We start from the raw sequence: 16785 nt of genomic DNA, 5'->3' as shown, positions 1-16785 counted from the left end.
TGGCCCTATCCGTTCGGCACCCACATCGCGGCGGTGCCTGCGGTCGCCCGTGGGAGGTGTAACGAACCGGGGGCCGAGGCCATTCCGGGGGCGACCCAACCATCCGGCAGCCACATCGCGGTGGTACCTGCGGTCGTGGGGACTGCAACGACCGGGCGGGGGCCGCCATTCCCACCCGCGACCAGCCCCCGGAAAGGGGCGGCCGGCGGGTTGGTGCTGCGATCGTCAGAGTGTGTAACGACCCCGCCCCGGCCACGATTCCGACCCATCGGTGCACCCGGTCACAGGACAGACCTCGCGAAACGCCCAGAGTCTAACTTTCAGGTCAGGGTGAACACCCTGGACCGGGCAAACACCCGCTCTTTCGTCGCCGCTCACCCCTCCTGCCAGGCTTGATCCACTCGGCATCCTTGAAACCGGGGTTTGCCGGTGGGCGGAATGCCCCGACATCAAGGAAGGCGTGTTGATCATGGGCGCGCTGGCGCCGCTTGTGGCGACCAGCGGTTGGCGGGTGGTAGTGACCGCACGGGGCGGGCACGGAACGCGAATATCGCGCACAACGAACGGACCGCACGGACCGCACGGACCGCGCGGACCGCACGGACCGCACGGACCGCACGGACCGCGCGGATCGTGCGGATCGTGCACGCTGCACGGAACGCGCGAACCGCGCCTCCGGGACGGGGGCGCGGTTCGCGGACGTTTGGGGTGTCGGCTCAGGCGACGTTGCGTTGGGCTGGGACGGTCGACTTGTGGGGGCTGCCCAGGCGGGCTTCCAGTCGGGCAACGTCGACCCGGGCGTGCCGGCGGTCTGCCAGGTCCTCCCAGCCGACGGCGAGCAGTCGTAGGCGCTCGGACTCGCTGAAGCCGCCCCACACGCCGTACGGCTCGCGTACCGACAGTGCGTGTGCGGCGCACTCGGCGCGTACCGGGCAGGCGCGGCAGACGGACTTGGCGGCGGACTCGCGGCGCAGCCGGGAGGAACCACGCTCACCGTCGGGGTGGAAGAACTGGGCGCTGTCGCGCCCTCGGCAGGCACCGAGTCGCTGCCAGTCCCAGAGATCGACGATGGGTCCGGGCAGTCTACGTACGTTCGACATCAGCACCCCTCCTCCCGCGCGGCTCCGCGAGAATCCTTATGGCCGGCATCCGGGCGGCGGGCCGCGCAGGCGCACCGTTCCCGGCCTGGATCTCCCGGTACCCGGCCTGTCGTCACCTCACACGTCTGTGATCGAAAACGTCCGGGAAATTGCGGCTTTTGCCCCATCTGTCGGAAAAGTTCGAAGGATTGCCGGGAACCCCCTCCCCAGCCGACCGCGTCATGGTCTGCTCGTTGGCGGAGAGGAGACCACAGTGCGTACCGTTCTTGTGTGCGTTCGGACACCACTCGCGGCGCAGCACCTTACTTCTGCTGCCGCGCGGCTGGGGTTGTCCGCGATTGTTCGTACCGCCGTCTCTGATCCCGAGGTGATGCTGCGGTTGGCCGAGCGACCGGCCGACGTGGTCCTGGCCGACACGGCCCTCACCCGGCCGGACAGCGCCGGCTTCGTCCGCCGGGTGTTGGCGCGTGCGCCGCAGGCAGCGGTGGTGCTGCTGGGCACCGAGGAGTCAGAGGCTGCGGCGGCCACCATCAGCGCCGGCGCCCGTGGGCTCATCCAGAATGTGGACCATGATCTGACCAGCGCGGTGGCGAAGGCTCTGCTGCTGCTCACCGCGCCGGGCCGAGCCTCCCGGCAGCGGATCACCGATCCCGCCCGCGACGCTGCGGCGGTGGGTGGTTCCGGCTCTGGTCGCTCCGGGCCGTCGCCGCGTGGCTCCGGTGACCCCGGCTGGGCGGCCGGGGCCGCTGACGGCGCGGGCGGTGTGGCGTCGGTGCCGGTGCAGCGGGGTGACGACGAGGTGGAGGCGGGGACCGGCGAGCCGGCGGCACCTGCCGACCAGGGCCGTCCCGCCCCGAACGCCCGCCCCAGTCGGGCGTCGATCGGCCTCACCGAGCGTGAGCTTCAGGTGCTGCTCGGCATGGCCGAGGGCAAGAGCAACGCGGAGATCGGCCGGGAGTTGTTCGTCTCGGAGGACACCGTCAAGACGCACGCCCGCCGGTTGTTCCGCAAGCTCGGCGCACGGGACCGTGCGCACGCGGTGGCGGCGGGGTTCCGCGCCGGCCTGGTCGCCTGACCAGGAGCACCGCGCCGCAACTCCGGCCACACGGCAGGGCACGACCGCGCAGCAGCCTGGGCACGTCGTGCGGAAGACCGCACAGCAACCCGGGGTACGCCGCGCAGCTACCGCCGCGCCCGGCCGCAACCCGGGCAAGCGGCAAGCGGGCCGGGTACGCCGGGCCGCAACCCGCGCAAACAAGCAGCAGAGCGCACCGGACGACGCCGGGCCGCCACCCCGGGCAAACAAGCAGCAGAGCGCACCGGACGACGCCGGGCCGCAGCCCGGGCAAACAAGCAGCAAAGCGAGCCGGGTACGCCGTGCAGCAGCGTGGAACTCGCCGAGCAGCAGCGCGAAGCGCGAAGCCCGCAGCGCGGCGGCGGGGTTACTTGGTGGCGGTTGGAGTGCCCGGCTCGTCCTCGGTGCCCTCGGACAGGGTGTCGTGCACCCCGTCGGCGTACCCCCGGGCGTAGTCCCAGGTCACGTAGTGGTCCGGGTCGGGGTCGTACGCGGGCTCGTGCACCCGGGGCCGGCCAGAGTTGAGCAGGTGCCGCAGGTTGCCGCGGAGCAGGTCCCAGTCGAAGTAGTGCGGCTCCCGACAGTCTTCGCATTCGATGACCAGCCCGCGGACCCCGATCGGGGCCAACAGGGCCTGGTAGATCTCCAGGTCGGCGAGGTCTTCGAGCACATCCTGCCGCTCGACGTCGGTCAGCGGATCCGGCGTCGCGTCATCGCCCGGGTCATCCAGACCCGCGGTCGGATCGGCCGGGTCGCCATTGAACGGGTCGATGGGCTCGTCGTGCACCCCCTCACCGTAGACCCAACGCGGTGGGATCGTCCGCCCCCCGGCCTCCGTGCCGGCCCGGCCTGCCACGGACGGGTCGCCCAGCTCACTGGGTACGATGAGGCGACGTGCCGGCACCGTGGCGCGCTCCGGTGCCCGCCCGCGCCACCTCGCTGAAGCCCATCCGAGCAGCTCAGGGGAGCAATCGTGGAAAATTCGCCCAGCACCGATCTTCCGGCCGGCGTGGAGCACGCCGACCTGGGCGGCCACCTGCCCGAGCTGCCGGCTGGCTCCGCCCGGGTGGTTCCGCTCGGCCTCACCTTCGACGACGTGCTGTTGCAGCCGGGCGAGTCGGACGTGGTGCCCAGCCGGGTCAACACCCGGACGAAGCTCACCCGCAACATCGAGTTGTCCATTCCGCTGCTGTCCAGCGCGATGGACACGGTCACCGAGGCCCGGATGGCGATCGCCATGGCCCGCCAGGGTGGCATCGGCGTGTTGCACCGCAACCTCTCCATGGAGGACCAGGCGCTCCAGGTCGACCTGGTCAAGCGGTCCGAGTCCGGCATGATCACCAACCCGGTGACCGCGAGCCCGGACGACACGCTGCGCGAGGTCGACGAGCTGTGCGGGCGTTACCGCATCTCCGGTGTTCCGGTGGTGGACGGCGACGGTCAGTTGGTCGGCATCGTCACCAACCGGGACATGCGTTTCGTCTCCGAGCCGAACACTCCGGTTCGCGAGATCATGACCCGCACCCCGTTGATCACCGCTCGGGTCGGGGTGAGCAAGGACGACGCCCTGGCGCTGCTGCGTCAGCACAAGGTCGAGAAGCTGCCGATCGTCGACGACTCGGGCCGGCTGCGGGGCCTGATCACGGTGAAGGACTTCACCAAGAGCGAGCAGTACCCGGACGCCAGCAAGGACGACGCCGGCCGGCTGCGGGTCGCCGCCGCGATCGGGGTCGGCGAGGACTCGTACAAGCGGGCCCGTGCCCTTGTCGACGCGGGCGTCGACGTGCTGATCGTGGACACCGCGCACGGTCACCAGCGGGCCGTGCTGGACATGGTCCGCCGCCTCAAGGCCGACGTCGCTGTCGACATCATGGGCGGCAACGTGGCCACGTACGCGGGCGCGAAGGCGCTCGTCGACGCCGGCGCCGACGGCGTCAAGGTGGGCGTGGGTCCGGGTGCGATCTGCACCACCCGAATCGTCGCCGGGGTCGGCGTGCCGCAGGTGACCGCGATCATGGAGGCGGCCCGCGCCGCCCGTCCGGCTGGCGTGCCGGTGATCGGCGACGGTGGCATCCAGTATTCGGGCGACATCGCCAAGGCACTTGTGGCCGGCGCCGACACGGTGATGCTCGGCAGCCTGCTGGCCGGCTGCGAGGAGAGCCCCGGCGAGTTGATCTTCGTCAACGGCAAGCAGTTCAAGACGTACCGCGGGATGGGGTCGCTCGGCGCGATGCAGTCCCGGGGCCAGGCCAAGTCGTACAGCAAGGACCGCTACTTCCAGCAGGACGTGCTCAGCGACGACAAGCTGGTCCCCGAGGGTGTGGAGGGCCAGGTTCCCTACCGGGGGCCGCTCTCCCGGGTGGCCCACCAGCTGGTCGGCGGCCTGCGGCTGGCCATGGGGTACGCGGGCGCGGAGACCATCTCCGATCTGCACCACCGGGGCCAGCTCATCCGGATCACCGCGGCTGGCCTGAAGGAGAGCCACCCGCACGACATCCAGATGACCGTCGAGGCGCCCAACTACCACACCCGCTGACCCACCACCCCCAACCACCTGGAGTCCCCCATGCGTGACGTGGTCGAGATCGGGCTGGGCAAGACCGCGCAGCGCGGCTACCACCTGGACGACATCGCCATCGTGCCGAGCCGCCGCACCCGGGACGTCGACGACGTCTCGACGTCCTGGCAGCTCGACGCGTACCCGTTCGGCATTCCGTGCGTCGGTCACCCCTCCGACGCCACCATGAGCCCGGCCTCGGCGGTGCGCCTCGGTCAGCTCGGCGGCCTCGGCGTGCTCAACGTCGAGGGGCTCTGGACCCGCTACGAGAACCCGACGAAGGTGCTCGACGAGCTGGCCGGCCTCGACGAGGAGGCCCGCGCCACCAAGCGGCTCCAGGAGGTGTACGCCGAGCCGATCCGCCCGGACCTGATCGCGGAGCGGGTCCGCGAGCTGCGCGCAGGTGGCGGCACGGTGGCGGTGCGGGTCTCCCCGCAGCACACCCTCGCGCTGGCACCGGTGATCCTGGACGCCGGGGTGGACATCCTGGTCATCCAGGGCACCATCGTCTCGGCCGAGCACGTGTCGACCACCGACGAGCCGCTGAACCTCAAGGAGTTCATCGCCGACCTCGACCTGCCGGTGATCGTCGGCGGCTGCACGGACTACAAGACGGCGCTGCACCTGATGCGGACCGGCGCGGCCGGCGTGATCGTGGGCATCGGTGGCGACGAGTGGTCGACCACCGAGTCGGTGCTGGGCATCCGGGTGCCGATGGCCACCGCGATCGCCGACGCCGCCGCGGCCCGCCGTGACTACCTGGACGAGACCGGCGGCCGGTACGTGCACCTGATCGCCGACGGTGACATGCAGACCTCGGGTGACATCGCCAAGGCGCTCGGCTGCGGCGCGGACGCGGTGATGCTCGGTGAGCCGCTGTCGCTCTGCGACGAGGCCCCCGCCGGTGGTGCCTGGTGGCACTCGGCGGCGAGCCACCCGTCGCTGCCCCGGGGTGCCTTCGAGGTCTCCGGCGAGCCGCTCGGGTCGATGGAGCAGCTGCTCTTCGGGCCGGCGGACGAGGCGGACGGCCAGCTCAACCTGTTCGGCGGGCTGCGTCGGGCGATGGCCAAGTGCGGTTACCGCGATCTCAAGGAGTTCCAGAAGGTCGGTCTGGTCCTCGACCGCTGACCGTTCCTGACACGCGAAGGCCGGCCCGTGCGGGCCGGCCTTCGTCGTCTTCAGGTGGCTGTCACTTCTCCACGTAGATGGTCAGGTCGGACATGTTGCGGTAGCTGGTCGCCGCGAAGTCGAGCGACTGGCCCCGGTTGTCGACGCCGCCGGGGGCGGTGTCCATCTCCCAGTTGGCGTGGTGGAAGTTGCGCTCGCCGATGGTCTGGAAGAACTGCTGGAAGTTGAGGTCGCCGTCGCCGAGCGGGACCATCTGGTAGCCGTTGGGGACGCTGGTGTCCCGGTCGCCGTCCTTGGCGTGGAAGAGCGGGAACCGGGTGGTCCGGTCGGCCACGGTGAGGATCGGGTCGAACAGGTCGGTGACCTCCTGGCCGGCCGCGTTGACGTACTTCTGGTGCTTGTAGCGGGCCACGTAGGCCCAGTAGATGTCCAGCTCGAAGAAGACGTACCGCGGGTCGGTGATCTCGAAGAAGTATTCGAGCCGGCGGATGCCGGAGGACCGGGTCTGCCGGCCCTGCGCGTCGCGCGGGCCCCGGTCGATGAGGAAGTTGTACGCGGCGTCGTGGTTGTGCGTGTAGAGCCGCATGCCCCGCGCCTTGGCCTGTCGGCCCAGCTCGTTCCAGATGTCGGCGGCGGCGTCCCACTCGGCCTTGTACGCGCTGCTCGTCGGGTCGCTGCCGGTGCCGATGTTCTTCATGCCGAGTTCCTCGGCGATGTCCAGTTGTTGCTGGAAGGTGGCCGGCTGGATGGTGGCGTGGGTGCCATTCGCGACCAGACCGTTGTCGTCGAGGATCTTGCGGATCTCGGCGGGGGTGATCTGCCGACCCAGGATCTCGGTGCTCTGGGTGTAGCCGGCGAACTCGATCTCCTTGTAGCCGATCTCGGCGAGTCGGGCGAGGACGCGCTCGAAGCCGTACGGCACTCCGCTGTCGTCGGGTGCGGCGGTGATCCGGTCGCGGACGCTGTAGAGGATGATGCCGCGGTTGCGGGCCGGGATCAGCGGCTCGACCCGCAGTTTGCTCGCGGTGCCGGGGTCGGCGAGCGCGGGGGTGCCGGTGGCGAGGACGGGTAACCCGGCCGCGCCGATGGCTGCGGCGGCGCCGGCGGAGGCGGCGAGCAGGGAGCGGCGGCTGAGCCGGCCGGTGGGGGTGGCGTCGGGGGCGGTGTGGTCTGGCATGGTTCCACCTTTCGCGACGGTGGTCGGGAACAGACACTAACGTCGGTCTAAGTCGAAAGAAAGTGAAGATCGATCACTACTTTCGTTTGTTCCAACGAAAGTGACTGATGATCGTCGATACCGACCGCGCGGCCCTCCACGCTGGCTAGGCTCGGCCTCAGCGGAGTGCCGCAGGAGGAGTGCGCATGGTCCTGACCGGACGCAGACTGCGGGTCGTCGCCGCGCTGACCTGCGCGATCGGGCTGGTCGTGATGGGTTGTACGGGCGGCGACCGCGACGGCTTCCGGCCCGGCGCCGCCGACGTCGGCGACCAGTACGTGCCGGGGCACGGCAACGGTGGCTACGACGTCGCGCACTACGGCCTCGACGTCCGCTACGACCCGTCGACCGACCGGCTGACCGGCAGAGCCGTCATCACGGCCACTGCCACCCAGGACCTGTCCCGCTTCAACCTGGACCTCGCCGGCCTGGACGTCCGCGCCGTCAGCGTGGGCGACGCGACGGCCGAGCACCGGCGCGGCGACGGCGAGTTGGTGGTCACGCCCCGCGACGGCCTGCCGCGTGGCCGGCAGTTCACCGTGACCGTCGAGTACGCGGGCGTCCCGACGGCCGTCGACGACGGGGCGTTGGGCAGCGGCGGCTTCCTGCACACCGCCGACGGCGCGGTGGCGCTCGGCCAACCCGACTCGGCCGCCACCTGGTTCCCGGTCAACGACCACCCGTCGGACAAGGCCACCTACGACCTGGCGGTGACCGTCCCGGACGGCCTGGCCGCGCTGAGCAACGGCGTACCCGGGCCGAGGAGCAGCGCCGACGGCTGGACCACCTGGCGCTGGTCGGAGCGCACACCGATGGCCAGCTACCTGAGCACACTGGTGATCGGCGACTACCGGGTGGTGACCGGCACGCACGCCGGTCGACCGATGGTCACGGCGGTGGCCGCGAGTCTGCCGGCGACCGGCGGGGCGGCCACCTCGATTGCCCGCACCGGCGCGATCGTCGACTTCCTGGCCAACCGCTTCGGCCCGTACCCGTTCGACTCGTACGGCGGGATCGTGATCGCCGACGACCGGGTCGGGTACGCGTTGGAGACCCAGTCCCGGCCGGTCTACGGGCCTGCCTTCTTCTCCGACGACAGGCCCAACCCGGGCGTCGTCGCGCACGAGTTGGCGCACCAGTGGTTCGGTGACAGCGTGTCACTGACCAGGTGGAGCGACATCTGGCTCAACGAGGGGTTCGCCAGCTACGCGGAGTGGCTGTGGGAGGAACACGACGGCGGCCGGACCGCCCAGCGCAACTTCGAGACGCAGTACGCGGCGACCGACTGGTCGCAGCCGTCGGTCGAGCCCGGCCGGGAACAGATGTTCGGCAGGGCCGTCTACAAGCGCGGCGCGCTCGCCGTACACGCGTTGCGCCGGACCGTCGGTGACGACCTCTTCTTCCGCATCCTGCGTACCTGGACGACCGAGCGGGCGGGGGGCAACGCGACCACCGCGGACTTCGTCGCCCTTGCCGAGCGGGTCGCCGAGCGGCACCTGCGGGCGTTCTTCGACGCCTGGTTGGTGGGTGGTTCTGCCCCCACACTGCCGTGACCCGGCCCTGTCGCCCGGTCGATATGCTGCCGCCTGCGAACGGCGGGTAGGCGCCCGTTCGCGCGGAGCGGCGGAGGCCGTGACCGGCCACCGTGCGGGAAGGGTGTGGCATGCGCAGGACGCGGCACGGACTGCGAACGGGTGCCAGCCTGCTGGTGACCGGCGCGCTCGCACTGGTCGGGTGCGACTCGGCGGGCCCGGAGACCGCGGTGCCACCGCCCAGCGCGTCCCCCACGCCGTCGCGGACGTTCACCGCGGGGGCCGACGGGGTCGGCGACGCCTACTTCCCGACCTACGGCAACGGCGGCTACGACGTCGGTCGGTACACCGTGAAGGTGCGCTACGACCCGGCCAAGGACCAGTTGACGGGTACGACCACCGTGCGGGCCACCGCGACGGCCGACCTGTCGACGTTCAACCTCGACCTGGCCGGCCTGCGCGTCAGCGCGGTCACCGTGGACGGCGCACCGGCCACCCACCGCCGCGAGCGCAACGAGCTGGTCGTCAAGCCGGCCTCCGGCCTGATCAACGGCAACGGGTTCGTCACGGAGATCACCTACGCGGGCAAGCCGAAGCCGTTGAAGAACGAGACGCTCGGTGACGGCGGTTTCCTGCACACCGCCGACGGGGCCATCGCCCTGGGTCAGCCCGAATCGGCGAGCACCTGGTTCCCGGTCAACGACCACCCGTCGGACAAGGCGGCGTACGACTTCGAGGTCACCGTCCCGGACGGCCTGACCGCGATCAGCAACGGCGTTCCCGGCGGAAAGACGAGCACCGGCGGTTGGACCACCTGGAAGTGGTCGGAGAAGTCGCCGATGGCCAGTTACCTGAGCACGCTGGTGATCGGCAAGTTCCGGATCACCACCGGCGAGCACAAGGGCCGGCCGGTCTACAACGCGGTCACCACCACCGAGCCCAAGGGCAGTGCGGACGCGTCGATCGCGCAGACCGTCGCGGTGGCCGACTACCTGGAGAGTGTGTTCGGGCCGTACCCGTTCGACGCGTACGGCGGGGTGGTGGTCTCCGACAGCCGGATCTCGTACGCCCTGGAGACGCAGAGCCGACCCGTCTACGCGGCGAGCTTCTTCCGGCAGGGCGAGAACACCGAGGTCGTCGCGCACGAGTTGGCCCACCAGTGGTTCGGCGACAGCGTCTCGTTGGCCAAGTGGGAGGACATGTGGCTCAACGAGGGCTTCGCGACGTACGCGGAGTGGCTCTGGGCCGAGCACACCGAGGCGTACACCGCCGAGGAGGCATTCGATGACCGGTACGCCAGCACGTCCGCGCGAGTGTGGCAGACACCGCCCGGCAAGCCGGGCGTGGCGAAGCTGTTCAGCGAGTCGGTCTACCAGCGCGGCGGGATGACCCTGCACGCCCTGCGGGTGGCCGTCGGCGACAAGGCGTTCTTCGAGATCGTCAAGACCTGGGCGGCGGAGAAGCGCGACGGCACCGCCACCACCGCCGAGTTCGTGGCGCTCGCCGAGCGGGTCTCCGGCAAGCAACTCGACGCGACCTTCGACGCCTGGCTCTACGGCACCAGCAGGCCCGCCGCGCCCAAGCCGCTCTGAGTGGCGGTCAGTTCTTCACGACGAGCTTGGGGTGGGCGGCCAGGTACGCGTCGGCCCGGCCGGCGCGAAGTTCGGTGAGGAACTTCCGGCCCTCGGTGGTGAGCTGCTCACCCCGGTAGGCACTGCCCTTGCCGACGCCGGAGCCGGGCAGCCCGACAAGCGTGAAACGGTTCTCCGGCAGCCCACTCAGGGCGTACGCGATGTCGACGATCTTCCGCCCGCCCACGTAGACCAGGGTGTCGCCGAGCGCGGAGACCACCTGGTCGACGCGCTCGGGTTGCTTGGCCAGGCCCTCGTCCAGGATCTTGCGGGTCATCGCCCGGATCAGCTGCTGCTGGTGCCGCTGCCGGGCATAGTCACCGCCGGTGATGTAGCGCTGTCGCGCGTAGTCGAGCGCCTGCCAGCCGTTGAGGTGCATCTCGCCCTTCTCGTACACCTGCTGCGGCCCCTTGTACCCGCCCGGCGCGGGCTCCCGGTACTTGCCGTCCGGTCGGCGGTGCAGCGACTCGACCCGCTGGTCGATGTAGATGTCCACCCCACCCAGGGCGTTCACCAGCCGGTCGAACCCGTTGAACGTGAGCACCGCGCCGGCGTCGATACGCAACCCGGTGTAACCGCTGACCGTGCTGCGCAGCAGCTCGTACCCCTGGGCGGTGCTCGGTTGTTTGGGTTTGCCCGGCACCCGGCTGCCGAAGCTCATCGCGTGCGTGAGCTTGGTCTTGCCGCCCTTGTAGCCGGCCTTCGGGAACGCCGGGATGTCCACGACCAGGTCGCGGGGGAGCGAGAAGAGGTACGCCCGATTCAACCCCTTGGGTACGTGCAGCACCAGCACGGCATCCGAGTGCGGCTCCCACCCGGGCACGCTGACCCGGGTGTCCACACCCACCAGCAGCAGGTTGAGTGGACCGGTGATGTCCGCGCCCGGTGGTGGGCCGCTGGGGCTCGGGGTCGGCGTGCCGACGGGTGACGGGGTCGGTGAGCCGGCCACCGGGCCGCCGCCCGGCTTGTCGTCGCCGGTCAGCCGGGTGATCACCACCGTGCCGGCCGCGATCAGCGCGACGACGGCGAGGGCCGCCAACCCCAGCAGCAGCCACCGTCGGCGCGGCGCCATCGACCCGAGAACCATCTGGTTTCCTTCCACCCGTCTGGTGAACAACGCTCCGACGGGTGCTCCGGGTTGCGGCCGGGAGGCGCCGGGTCGGTCGGCCGGAGCATGATCGCGCGAAAGGTGCCGCTGGCGCGAGCGCTACTCGCGAGTAATGATGCCTGCATGCGGTACGACGTGGTCGTCATCGGGTCCGGCTTCGGTGGCAGCGTCACCGCGCTCCGACTGGCCGAGAAGGGTTACTCGGTCGCGGTGCTCGAAGCCGGCCGCCGCTTCGCCGACGACGAGTTCCCACAGACGTCCTGGCGGGTCCGTCGGTTCCTCTGGGCACCGAAGCTGGGCTGCTACGGCATCCAACGGCTGACCCTGCTCCGGCCGGCCGACCGACGATCCGGCGGCGGGGTGCTGGTGCTCTCCGGCACCGGGGTGGGCGGCGGCTCGCTGGTCTACGCGAACACCCTCTACGAACCGTTGCCTGCCTTCTACGACGACCCACAGTGGCGCGACATCACCGACTGGCGCGACGAGTTGGCCCCGCACTACGACCAGGCCAAACGGATGCTCGGCGTCACCACGTACCCGCTGGTCACCGGGGCGGACCGCGCCATGCGGGCGGTGGCCGAACGGATGGGGGTGGGGCACACCTTCCACGCCACCCCGGTCGGCGTGCACATCGGCCGGCCCGGCGAGCGGGTCGACGACCCGTACTTCGGTGGCGCCGGCCCGGAGCGCACCGGCTGCCTGCACTGCGGCTCGTGCATGACCGGCTGCCGGCACGGGGCGAAGAACACGCTCGTCAAGAACTACCTCTGGCTCGCCGAACGGCTCGGGGTGGTGGTGCACCCGCTGACCACGGTGACCGCCGTCCGGCCCGTCGACGTTGGCGGGTACGAGGTGCGCACCGAACGCACCGGTGCCTGGCTGCGCAAGGGGCGGCAGGTCATCCACGCCGACCAGGTGGTCTTCGCCGCCGGGGCGCTCGGCACCCAGCGGCTGCTGCACGCGATGCGGGCCGAGGCGGCGTTGCCCGGGCTGTCGCCCCGCCTCGGCGAGCTGACCCGGACCAACTCCGAGGCGATCCTCGGTGCCTCGGTGCCTCGCCGACGGGCCCACGCCGAGCGGTTGGACTACACCGAGGGGGTGGCCATCACCAGCTCGTTCCACCCCGACCCGCAGACACACGTCGAGCCGGTCCGCTACGGGCGGGGCTCCAACGCGATGGGGTTGCTCCAGTCGCTGCTCGTCGACGGTGGCCCGCACCGGGTGCGCCGCTGGTTGGGCGGCATCGTGCGGCAGCCCGGGTCGGCCGCGCGGATGCTGTCGGTTCGTGGCTGGTCGGAACGGACGGTGATCGCACTGGTCATGCAAATCGGTGGACAACTCACTCACCACCAGGTGGCGGCGAGGCCCGTTCGGCCGCCGGTTGGTCACCGGGCCGGGCCACGGCACGCCGAGCCCGACCTGGATCCCGGCCGGCAACACCGCGGCCCGACTGCTCGCCGACGAGATCGGTGGCACCCCCGGTGGTGCGCTCACCGAACCCTTCGATATCCCGATGACCGCGCACATCCTCGGCGGGGCGGTCATCGGGGCCACCCCGGCCGACGGGGTGGTCGACCCCTGGCACCGGCTGTACGGGCACCCAGGGCTGCACGTGGTGGACGGGGCGGCCGTCTCGGCCAACCTGGGTGTGAACCCCTCCCTGACGATCACCGCGCAGGCGGAACGAGCGATGTCCTTCTGGCCGAACAAGGGCGAACGAGATCCCCGCCCGCCCGTAGGCACCCCGTACCGCCGCCTGCCCCCCGTACCCCCGCACAACCCGGCAGTCCCCCCGAACGCCCCGGGCGCGCTGCGACCGTGACCCGGCGCAACCTCCGCGATCTTGCACTTTCGGTCGTCATTTCGCGACATTCGCGGTCTTTGTCGGGGCAGAAAGTGCAAGATCGCGGGGAGAGTGGATTGCCGGCGAGCCGATGACGGCGGCGGCCGTGACTGTCGGTAGGCTTCGTGCACATGAGCCTGCCTCGCCCAGTCCTCGTGGTGGACTTCGGAGCCCAGTACGCCCAGCTCATCGCCCGCCGGGTCCGTGAGGCGAAGGTCTACTCCGAGATCGTGCCGCACTCGATGCCGATAGCCGAGATGCTGGCGAAGAACCCGGCCGCGATCATCCTCTCCGGTGGCCCGTCAAGCGTCTACGCCCCGAACGCGCCGCAGATCGACGCCGGCCTGTTCACCGCCGACGTGCCGGTCTTCGGCATCTGCTACGGCTTCCAGGCGATGGCCCAGGCGCTCGGCGGCACCGTCACGAAGACCGGCAACCGTGAGTACGGCGGCACCCCGCTGCGACCCCGCGTCCTCGACCCCGGCGTGCTGCTGCGGGACCTGCCGGCCGACCTGCCGGTCTGGATGAGTCACGGCGACTGCGTCACCGAGGCGCCCGAGGGCTTCACGGTGACCGCCGAGTCGGCCGGCGCGCCGGTCGCCGCCTTCGAGGACCTGGCCGGGCGTCGGGCCGGCGTGCAGTTCCACCCGGAGGTCGGGCACACCGCGCACGGCCAGGAGATGCTTACCCGCTTCCTCTACGACATCGCCGGCATCGAGCCGACCTGGACGCCCGAGAACATCATCGACGAGCAGGTCGCCCGGATCCGCGCCCAGATCGGCGACAAGGAGGTCATCTGCGGCCTCTCCGGCGGGGTCGACTCGGCGGTCGCCGCGGCGCTCGTGCACAAGGCGGTCGGTGACCAGCTCACCTGCGTCTTCGTCGACCACGGTCTGCTGCGTGCCGGCGAGGCCGAGCAGGTCGAAAAGGACTACGTCAGCGCCACCGGCATCAAGCTGAAGGTGGTCGACGCCACCGACCGCTTCCTCGGCGCACTCGCCGGGGTGATCGACCCGGAGCAGAAGCGCAAGATCATCGGTCGGGAGTTCATCCGGGTCTTCGAAGCCGCGGCCCGCGAGATCGCCGCGCACGGCGACGTCGAGTTCCTCGTCCAGGGCACCCTCTACCCCGACGTGGTGGAATCCGGCGGCGGCACCGGCACCGCCAACATCAAGAGCCACCACAACGTCGGCGGCCTCCCGGAGGACCTGAAGTTCGCGCTGGTCGAGCCGCTGCGCACCCTCTTCAAGGACGAGGTGCGGGCGCTCGGCCTCCAACTCGGCCTGCCCGAGGCGATGGTCTGGCGGCACCCGTTCCCCGGCCCCGGCCTCGCCATCCGGATCATCGGCGCGGTCGACCAGGAACGCCTCGACCTGCTCCGCCAGGCCGACCTGATCGCCCGCGAGGAGTTGACCGCCGCCGGCCTCGACCGGGGCGTCTGGCAGTTCCCGGTGGTGCTGCTCGCCGACGTGCGCAGCGTCGGCGTCCAGGGAGACGGGCGCAGCTACGGGCACCCCGTGGTGCTGCGCCCGGTCTCCAGCGAGGACGCGATGACCGCCGACTGGTCCCGGCTGCCCTACGAGGTGGTGGCCCGCATCTCCACCCGGATCACCAACGAGGTCGCCGAGGTCAACCGGGTGGTCCTGGACGTCACCAGCAAGCCGCCGGGCACCATCGAGTGGGAGTGAGCGTCGCTCACGCGGCCGGCGGCGTGCTCGACGGGGTCGTCGGCGGGTAGGGCGGCGTCGGGGCGTACCCCTGAGGTGGTCCGCCGGCCGCGGGCGGCGGGCTGTTCTGCGGCGCGACGCCCGCGGCGTGCGGCCAGGCCGGCGCGCCGGCGGGCTCCTCCGGCATCAGGAACCACATGATCGGGTACGCGAACAGCGCGAGCCCGCCGGTGAGCAGGCCGGTGACCGCGAAGGCCACCCGGACCAGGGTGGGATCGACGGCGAAGTAGCGGCCGACGCCGCTGGCGACCCCCGCGACCATGCGGTCGGTGGTGGGTCGCCGAAGCTGCTTGTACGGGGCACGAGGAGCGGTGGTCGATGTCATACCCCCACAGTCCGCGCTGGTGCCCGGCCCGCCCTCGGTGACCGCCCGGATCATTACCCTGACCAATCCCTGACCGGGGCCGGATAGTCAGGAATCCGACTCTTTTCCGTTCCGGTAACCCGGCCCGGGGAGAATTTGCTTCCGTGACCACCTTGCTCAAGCCGCTCCGCAGGATCGCGGCATACGCAGTTTGTGCTGATTCAAGCGGCCGAGTCTTGCTGGTCCGCGCATCGGAGCGCTCCGGCACCCCCGGCGCGTGGTCGCTGCCCGGTGGGGCCGTCGACCACGGCGAAGACCCGAACCACACGGTCGTCCGTGAAACCGCCGCCGAAACCGGCCTCTCGGTCGCCGTCTCCGGCCTGGCCGACGTGCTCGCCGACATGCGGGCACTCCCGGACCGCGGCATCACCATCCACACCGACCGGCTGATCTACCGGGTCGCCGTCCGCGGTGGCACCCTCGCCGACCGGGCCGGCGAACGCCCCACCGACCTGGCCCGCTGGTACACCCTCGACGAGGCGCGCACGCTGCCGCTGCGCTCGTTCACCGCACGCGCCCTCGGGCTGCCCGCCTCCTCGGCCGACGTGGTGCCCGACGAGGCGCCCGAGTTCCCCTCGTTCTACGCGGTCCCCGGCCCGGACGGGCTGCACCGGGCGCAACGCTTCGCCGCGTACGCGGTCTGCACCGACCCGGCCGGGCGGGTGCTGCTCACCCGGGTCTCCGACGGCTACCCCGGCGCCGGCTGCTGGCACCTCCCCGGCGGCGGCACCGACTACGGCGAGCAGCCCGGCGCCGCCCTCATCCGGGAGCTGGTCGAGGAGACCGGGCAGACCGGCCGCCTGGTCGAGTTGCTCGGCGTGGCCAGCCACCGCGACGCCGCCTCACTCGGCCCCGAGGGCTACCCGATCGACTGGCACGGCGTCCGTGCCTTCTACCGGGTCGTCGTCGACAAGCCCAACCCGCTGACCGTGACCGACGTGGGCGGCTCCACCTGCGAAGCCCGCTGGTTCGGCCGTGACGAGCTGGGCGCCCTCCCCGCCGACCGCCTCACCGAAGTGACCGCCGAAGCGGTCCAGGCAGCCCAACTCACCTGACCCCGACCCGTCCCTGAGGGGCCGGCGGCCCACCGCCGGTCCCGCGTCCCTCCGCCCGTGCGCTCGTGCCTCGCGTTCGTGGGTCCCGCGTCGCGTTCGTGGGTCCCGCGTCGCGTTCGTGGGTCCCGCGTCGCGGTCGTGTCCGCGTCAAGTTCGTGTCCGCGCCCCGCGCCGTGTTCGTGCTCGCGCCCCGCGCCCCGCGCCCCGCGCCCAAGATCTGAGCAACTCCCCTGATGTTGCTGCCTCCGAGACGCGGGAGGCAGCAACATCCCTGAAACTGAGCGGATCTTGACGACAGCACCGCCGCGAAAGACCGCGGGCGGGGTTTGGCGCCCCCACCACCGCCAAGGTCACGCTCGAACCAGGATGTAGTGGCCTCGGGCGCTCTTGGGTTCAAGTGGTTGTTGCAACGGGGTGGATTCTCGTCAGGATGAGGAGTCATGCCGGGG

Annotated in this window: 12 protein-coding genes and 1 pseudogene; 8 read left to right on the top strand and 5 right to left on the bottom strand. The window is 71.1% G+C overall.

All coding sequences use genetic code 11. The annotated features are described in order from the left end of the window. Nucleotides 1-716: 716 nt before the first annotated feature. Entirely contained in the window at nt 717-1100 is a 384-nt protein-coding gene (locus AB0C15_RS32335; RefSeq protein WP_357358513.1) for a WhiB family transcriptional regulator, read from the bottom strand. A gap of 253 nt (nt 1101-1353) precedes the next feature. Here AB0C15_RS32335 and AB0C15_RS32330 point away from each other — a divergent pair, with 253 nt between their 5' ends. Further along, nucleotides 1354-2175 (top strand): response regulator transcription factor, encoded by an 822-nt coding sequence (locus AB0C15_RS32330; RefSeq protein ID WP_357358510.1) that lies wholly within the window; start codon nt 1354-1356, stop codon nt 2173-2175. A 367-nt stretch (nt 2176-2542) separates the two neighbouring features. Here the strand turns inward: AB0C15_RS32330 and AB0C15_RS32325 are convergent, their stop codons facing one another. Next, the gene (locus AB0C15_RS32325) at nt 2543-2962 is read right to left on the bottom strand and encodes a DUF5319 domain-containing protein (protein ID WP_357358508.1); all 420 of its coding nucleotides are present in this window, start codon (nt 2960-2962) and stop codon (nt 2543-2545) included. Nucleotides 2963-3148: 186 nt separating this feature from the next. On the opposite strand from AB0C15_RS32325, the gene guaB reads away from it, so the two are divergent. Further along, nucleotides 3149-4711 (top strand): IMP dehydrogenase, encoded by a 1563-nt coding sequence (guaB, locus tag AB0C15_RS32320; protein WP_357358506.1) that lies wholly within the window; start codon nt 3149-3151, stop codon nt 4709-4711. A gap of 30 nt (nt 4712-4741) precedes the next feature. Further along, nucleotides 4742-5860: a GuaB3 family IMP dehydrogenase-related protein gene (locus tag AB0C15_RS32315; protein WP_357358504.1), complete on the top strand. Its 1119-nt coding sequence runs from the start codon at nt 4742-4744 to the stop codon at nt 5858-5860. A 61-nt stretch (nt 5861-5921) separates the two neighbouring features. On the opposite strand, the gene AB0C15_RS32310 is transcribed toward AB0C15_RS32315, so the two are convergent. Then, complete coding sequence (locus AB0C15_RS32310; RefSeq protein WP_357358502.1) at nt 5922-7037, bottom strand: sugar phosphate isomerase/epimerase; 1116 nt, start codon at nt 7035-7037, stop codon at nt 5922-5924. Nucleotides 7038-7222: 185 nt separating this feature from the next. Here AB0C15_RS32310 and AB0C15_RS32305 point away from each other — a divergent pair, with 185 nt between their 5' ends. Further along, on the top strand, nt 7223-8629 hold the full coding sequence (locus AB0C15_RS32305) for a M1 family metallopeptidase (RefSeq protein ID WP_357358500.1): 1407 nt from the start codon (nt 7223-7225) through the stop codon (nt 8627-8629). Between the two features lie 110 nt (nt 8630-8739). Continuing rightward, a complete protein-coding gene (locus AB0C15_RS32300; RefSeq protein WP_357358497.1) occupies nt 8740-10200 on the top strand; it encodes a M1 family metallopeptidase in 1461 nt (486 codons plus the stop codon). 7 nt (nt 10201-10207) lie between these two features. On the opposite strand, the gene AB0C15_RS32295 is transcribed toward AB0C15_RS32300, so the two are convergent. Further along, entirely contained in the window at nt 10208-11326 is a 1119-nt protein-coding gene (locus tag AB0C15_RS32295; RefSeq protein WP_357358495.1) for an LCP family protein, read from the bottom strand. Nucleotides 11327-11470: 144 nt separating this feature from the next. On the opposite strand from AB0C15_RS32295, the pseudogene AB0C15_RS32290 reads away from it, so the two are divergent. Both AB0C15_RS32290 and guaA read left to right on the top strand, forming a co-directional pair. Further along, nucleotides 11471-13169: pseudogene (locus tag AB0C15_RS32290) on the top strand (GMC family oxidoreductase). A 152-nt stretch (nt 13170-13321) separates the two neighbouring features. Beyond that, nucleotides 13322-14878, top strand: coding sequence for a glutamine-hydrolyzing GMP synthase (gene guaA, locus AB0C15_RS32285; protein ID WP_357358493.1), 1557 nt, complete (start codon nt 13322-13324; stop codon nt 14876-14878). Nucleotides 14879-14885: 7 nt separating this feature from the next. On the opposite strand, the gene AB0C15_RS32280 is transcribed toward guaA, so the two are convergent. Then, nucleotides 14886-15242 carry a PspC domain-containing protein gene (locus AB0C15_RS32280; RefSeq protein WP_357358491.1) on the bottom strand — a complete coding sequence of 119 codons (357 nt, stop codon included), beginning with the start codon at nt 15240-15242 and terminating at the stop codon, nt 14886-14888. 143 nt (nt 15243-15385) lie between these two features. Here AB0C15_RS32280 and AB0C15_RS32275 point away from each other — a divergent pair, with 143 nt between their 5' ends. Beyond that, the gene (locus AB0C15_RS32275) at nt 15386-16336 is read left to right on the top strand and encodes an NUDIX domain-containing protein (protein ID WP_357358489.1); all 951 of its coding nucleotides are present in this window, start codon (nt 15386-15388) and stop codon (nt 16334-16336) included. The last annotated feature ends 449 nt before the right edge of the window (nt 16337-16785 follow it).

Source organism: Micromonospora sp. NPDC048835, from assembly GCF_040649995.1.
GTDB lineage: Bacteria > Actinomycetota > Actinomycetes > Mycobacteriales > Micromonosporaceae > Micromonospora.
Note: the sequence above shows the minus strand (reverse complement) of the source record. Positions and strands in the feature narration are given on the sequence as shown.

Bases quoted from the DNA above. Each gene is read 5' to 3' on its own strand.
- AB0C15_RS32335 (WP_357358513.1), bottom strand. From the start codon at position 1,100: ATGTCGAACGTACGTAGACTGCCCGGACCCATCGTCGATCTCTGGGAC.
- AB0C15_RS32315 (WP_357358504.1), top strand. From the start codon at position 4,742: ATGCGTGACGTGGTCGAGATCGGGCTGGGCAAGACCGCGCAGCGCGGC.
- AB0C15_RS32310 (WP_357358502.1), bottom strand. From the start codon at position 7,037: ATGCCAGACCACACCGCCCCCGACGCCACCCCCACCGGCCGGCTCAGC.
- AB0C15_RS32305 (WP_357358500.1), top strand. From the start codon at position 7,223: ATGGTCCTGACCGGACGCAGACTGCGGGTCGTCGCCGCGCTGACCTGC.
- AB0C15_RS32300 (WP_357358497.1), top strand. From the start codon at position 8,740: ATGCGCAGGACGCGGCACGGACTGCGAACGGGTGCCAGCCTGCTGGTG.
- AB0C15_RS32295 (WP_357358495.1), bottom strand. From the start codon at position 11,326: ATGGTTCTCGGGTCGATGGCGCCGCGCCGACGGTGGCTGCTGCTGGGG.
- guaA (WP_357358493.1), top strand. From the start codon at position 13,322: ATGAGCCTGCCTCGCCCAGTCCTCGTGGTGGACTTCGGAGCCCAGTAC.
- AB0C15_RS32280 (WP_357358491.1), bottom strand. From the start codon at position 15,242: ATGACATCGACCACCGCTCCTCGTGCCCCGTACAAGCAGCTTCGGCGA.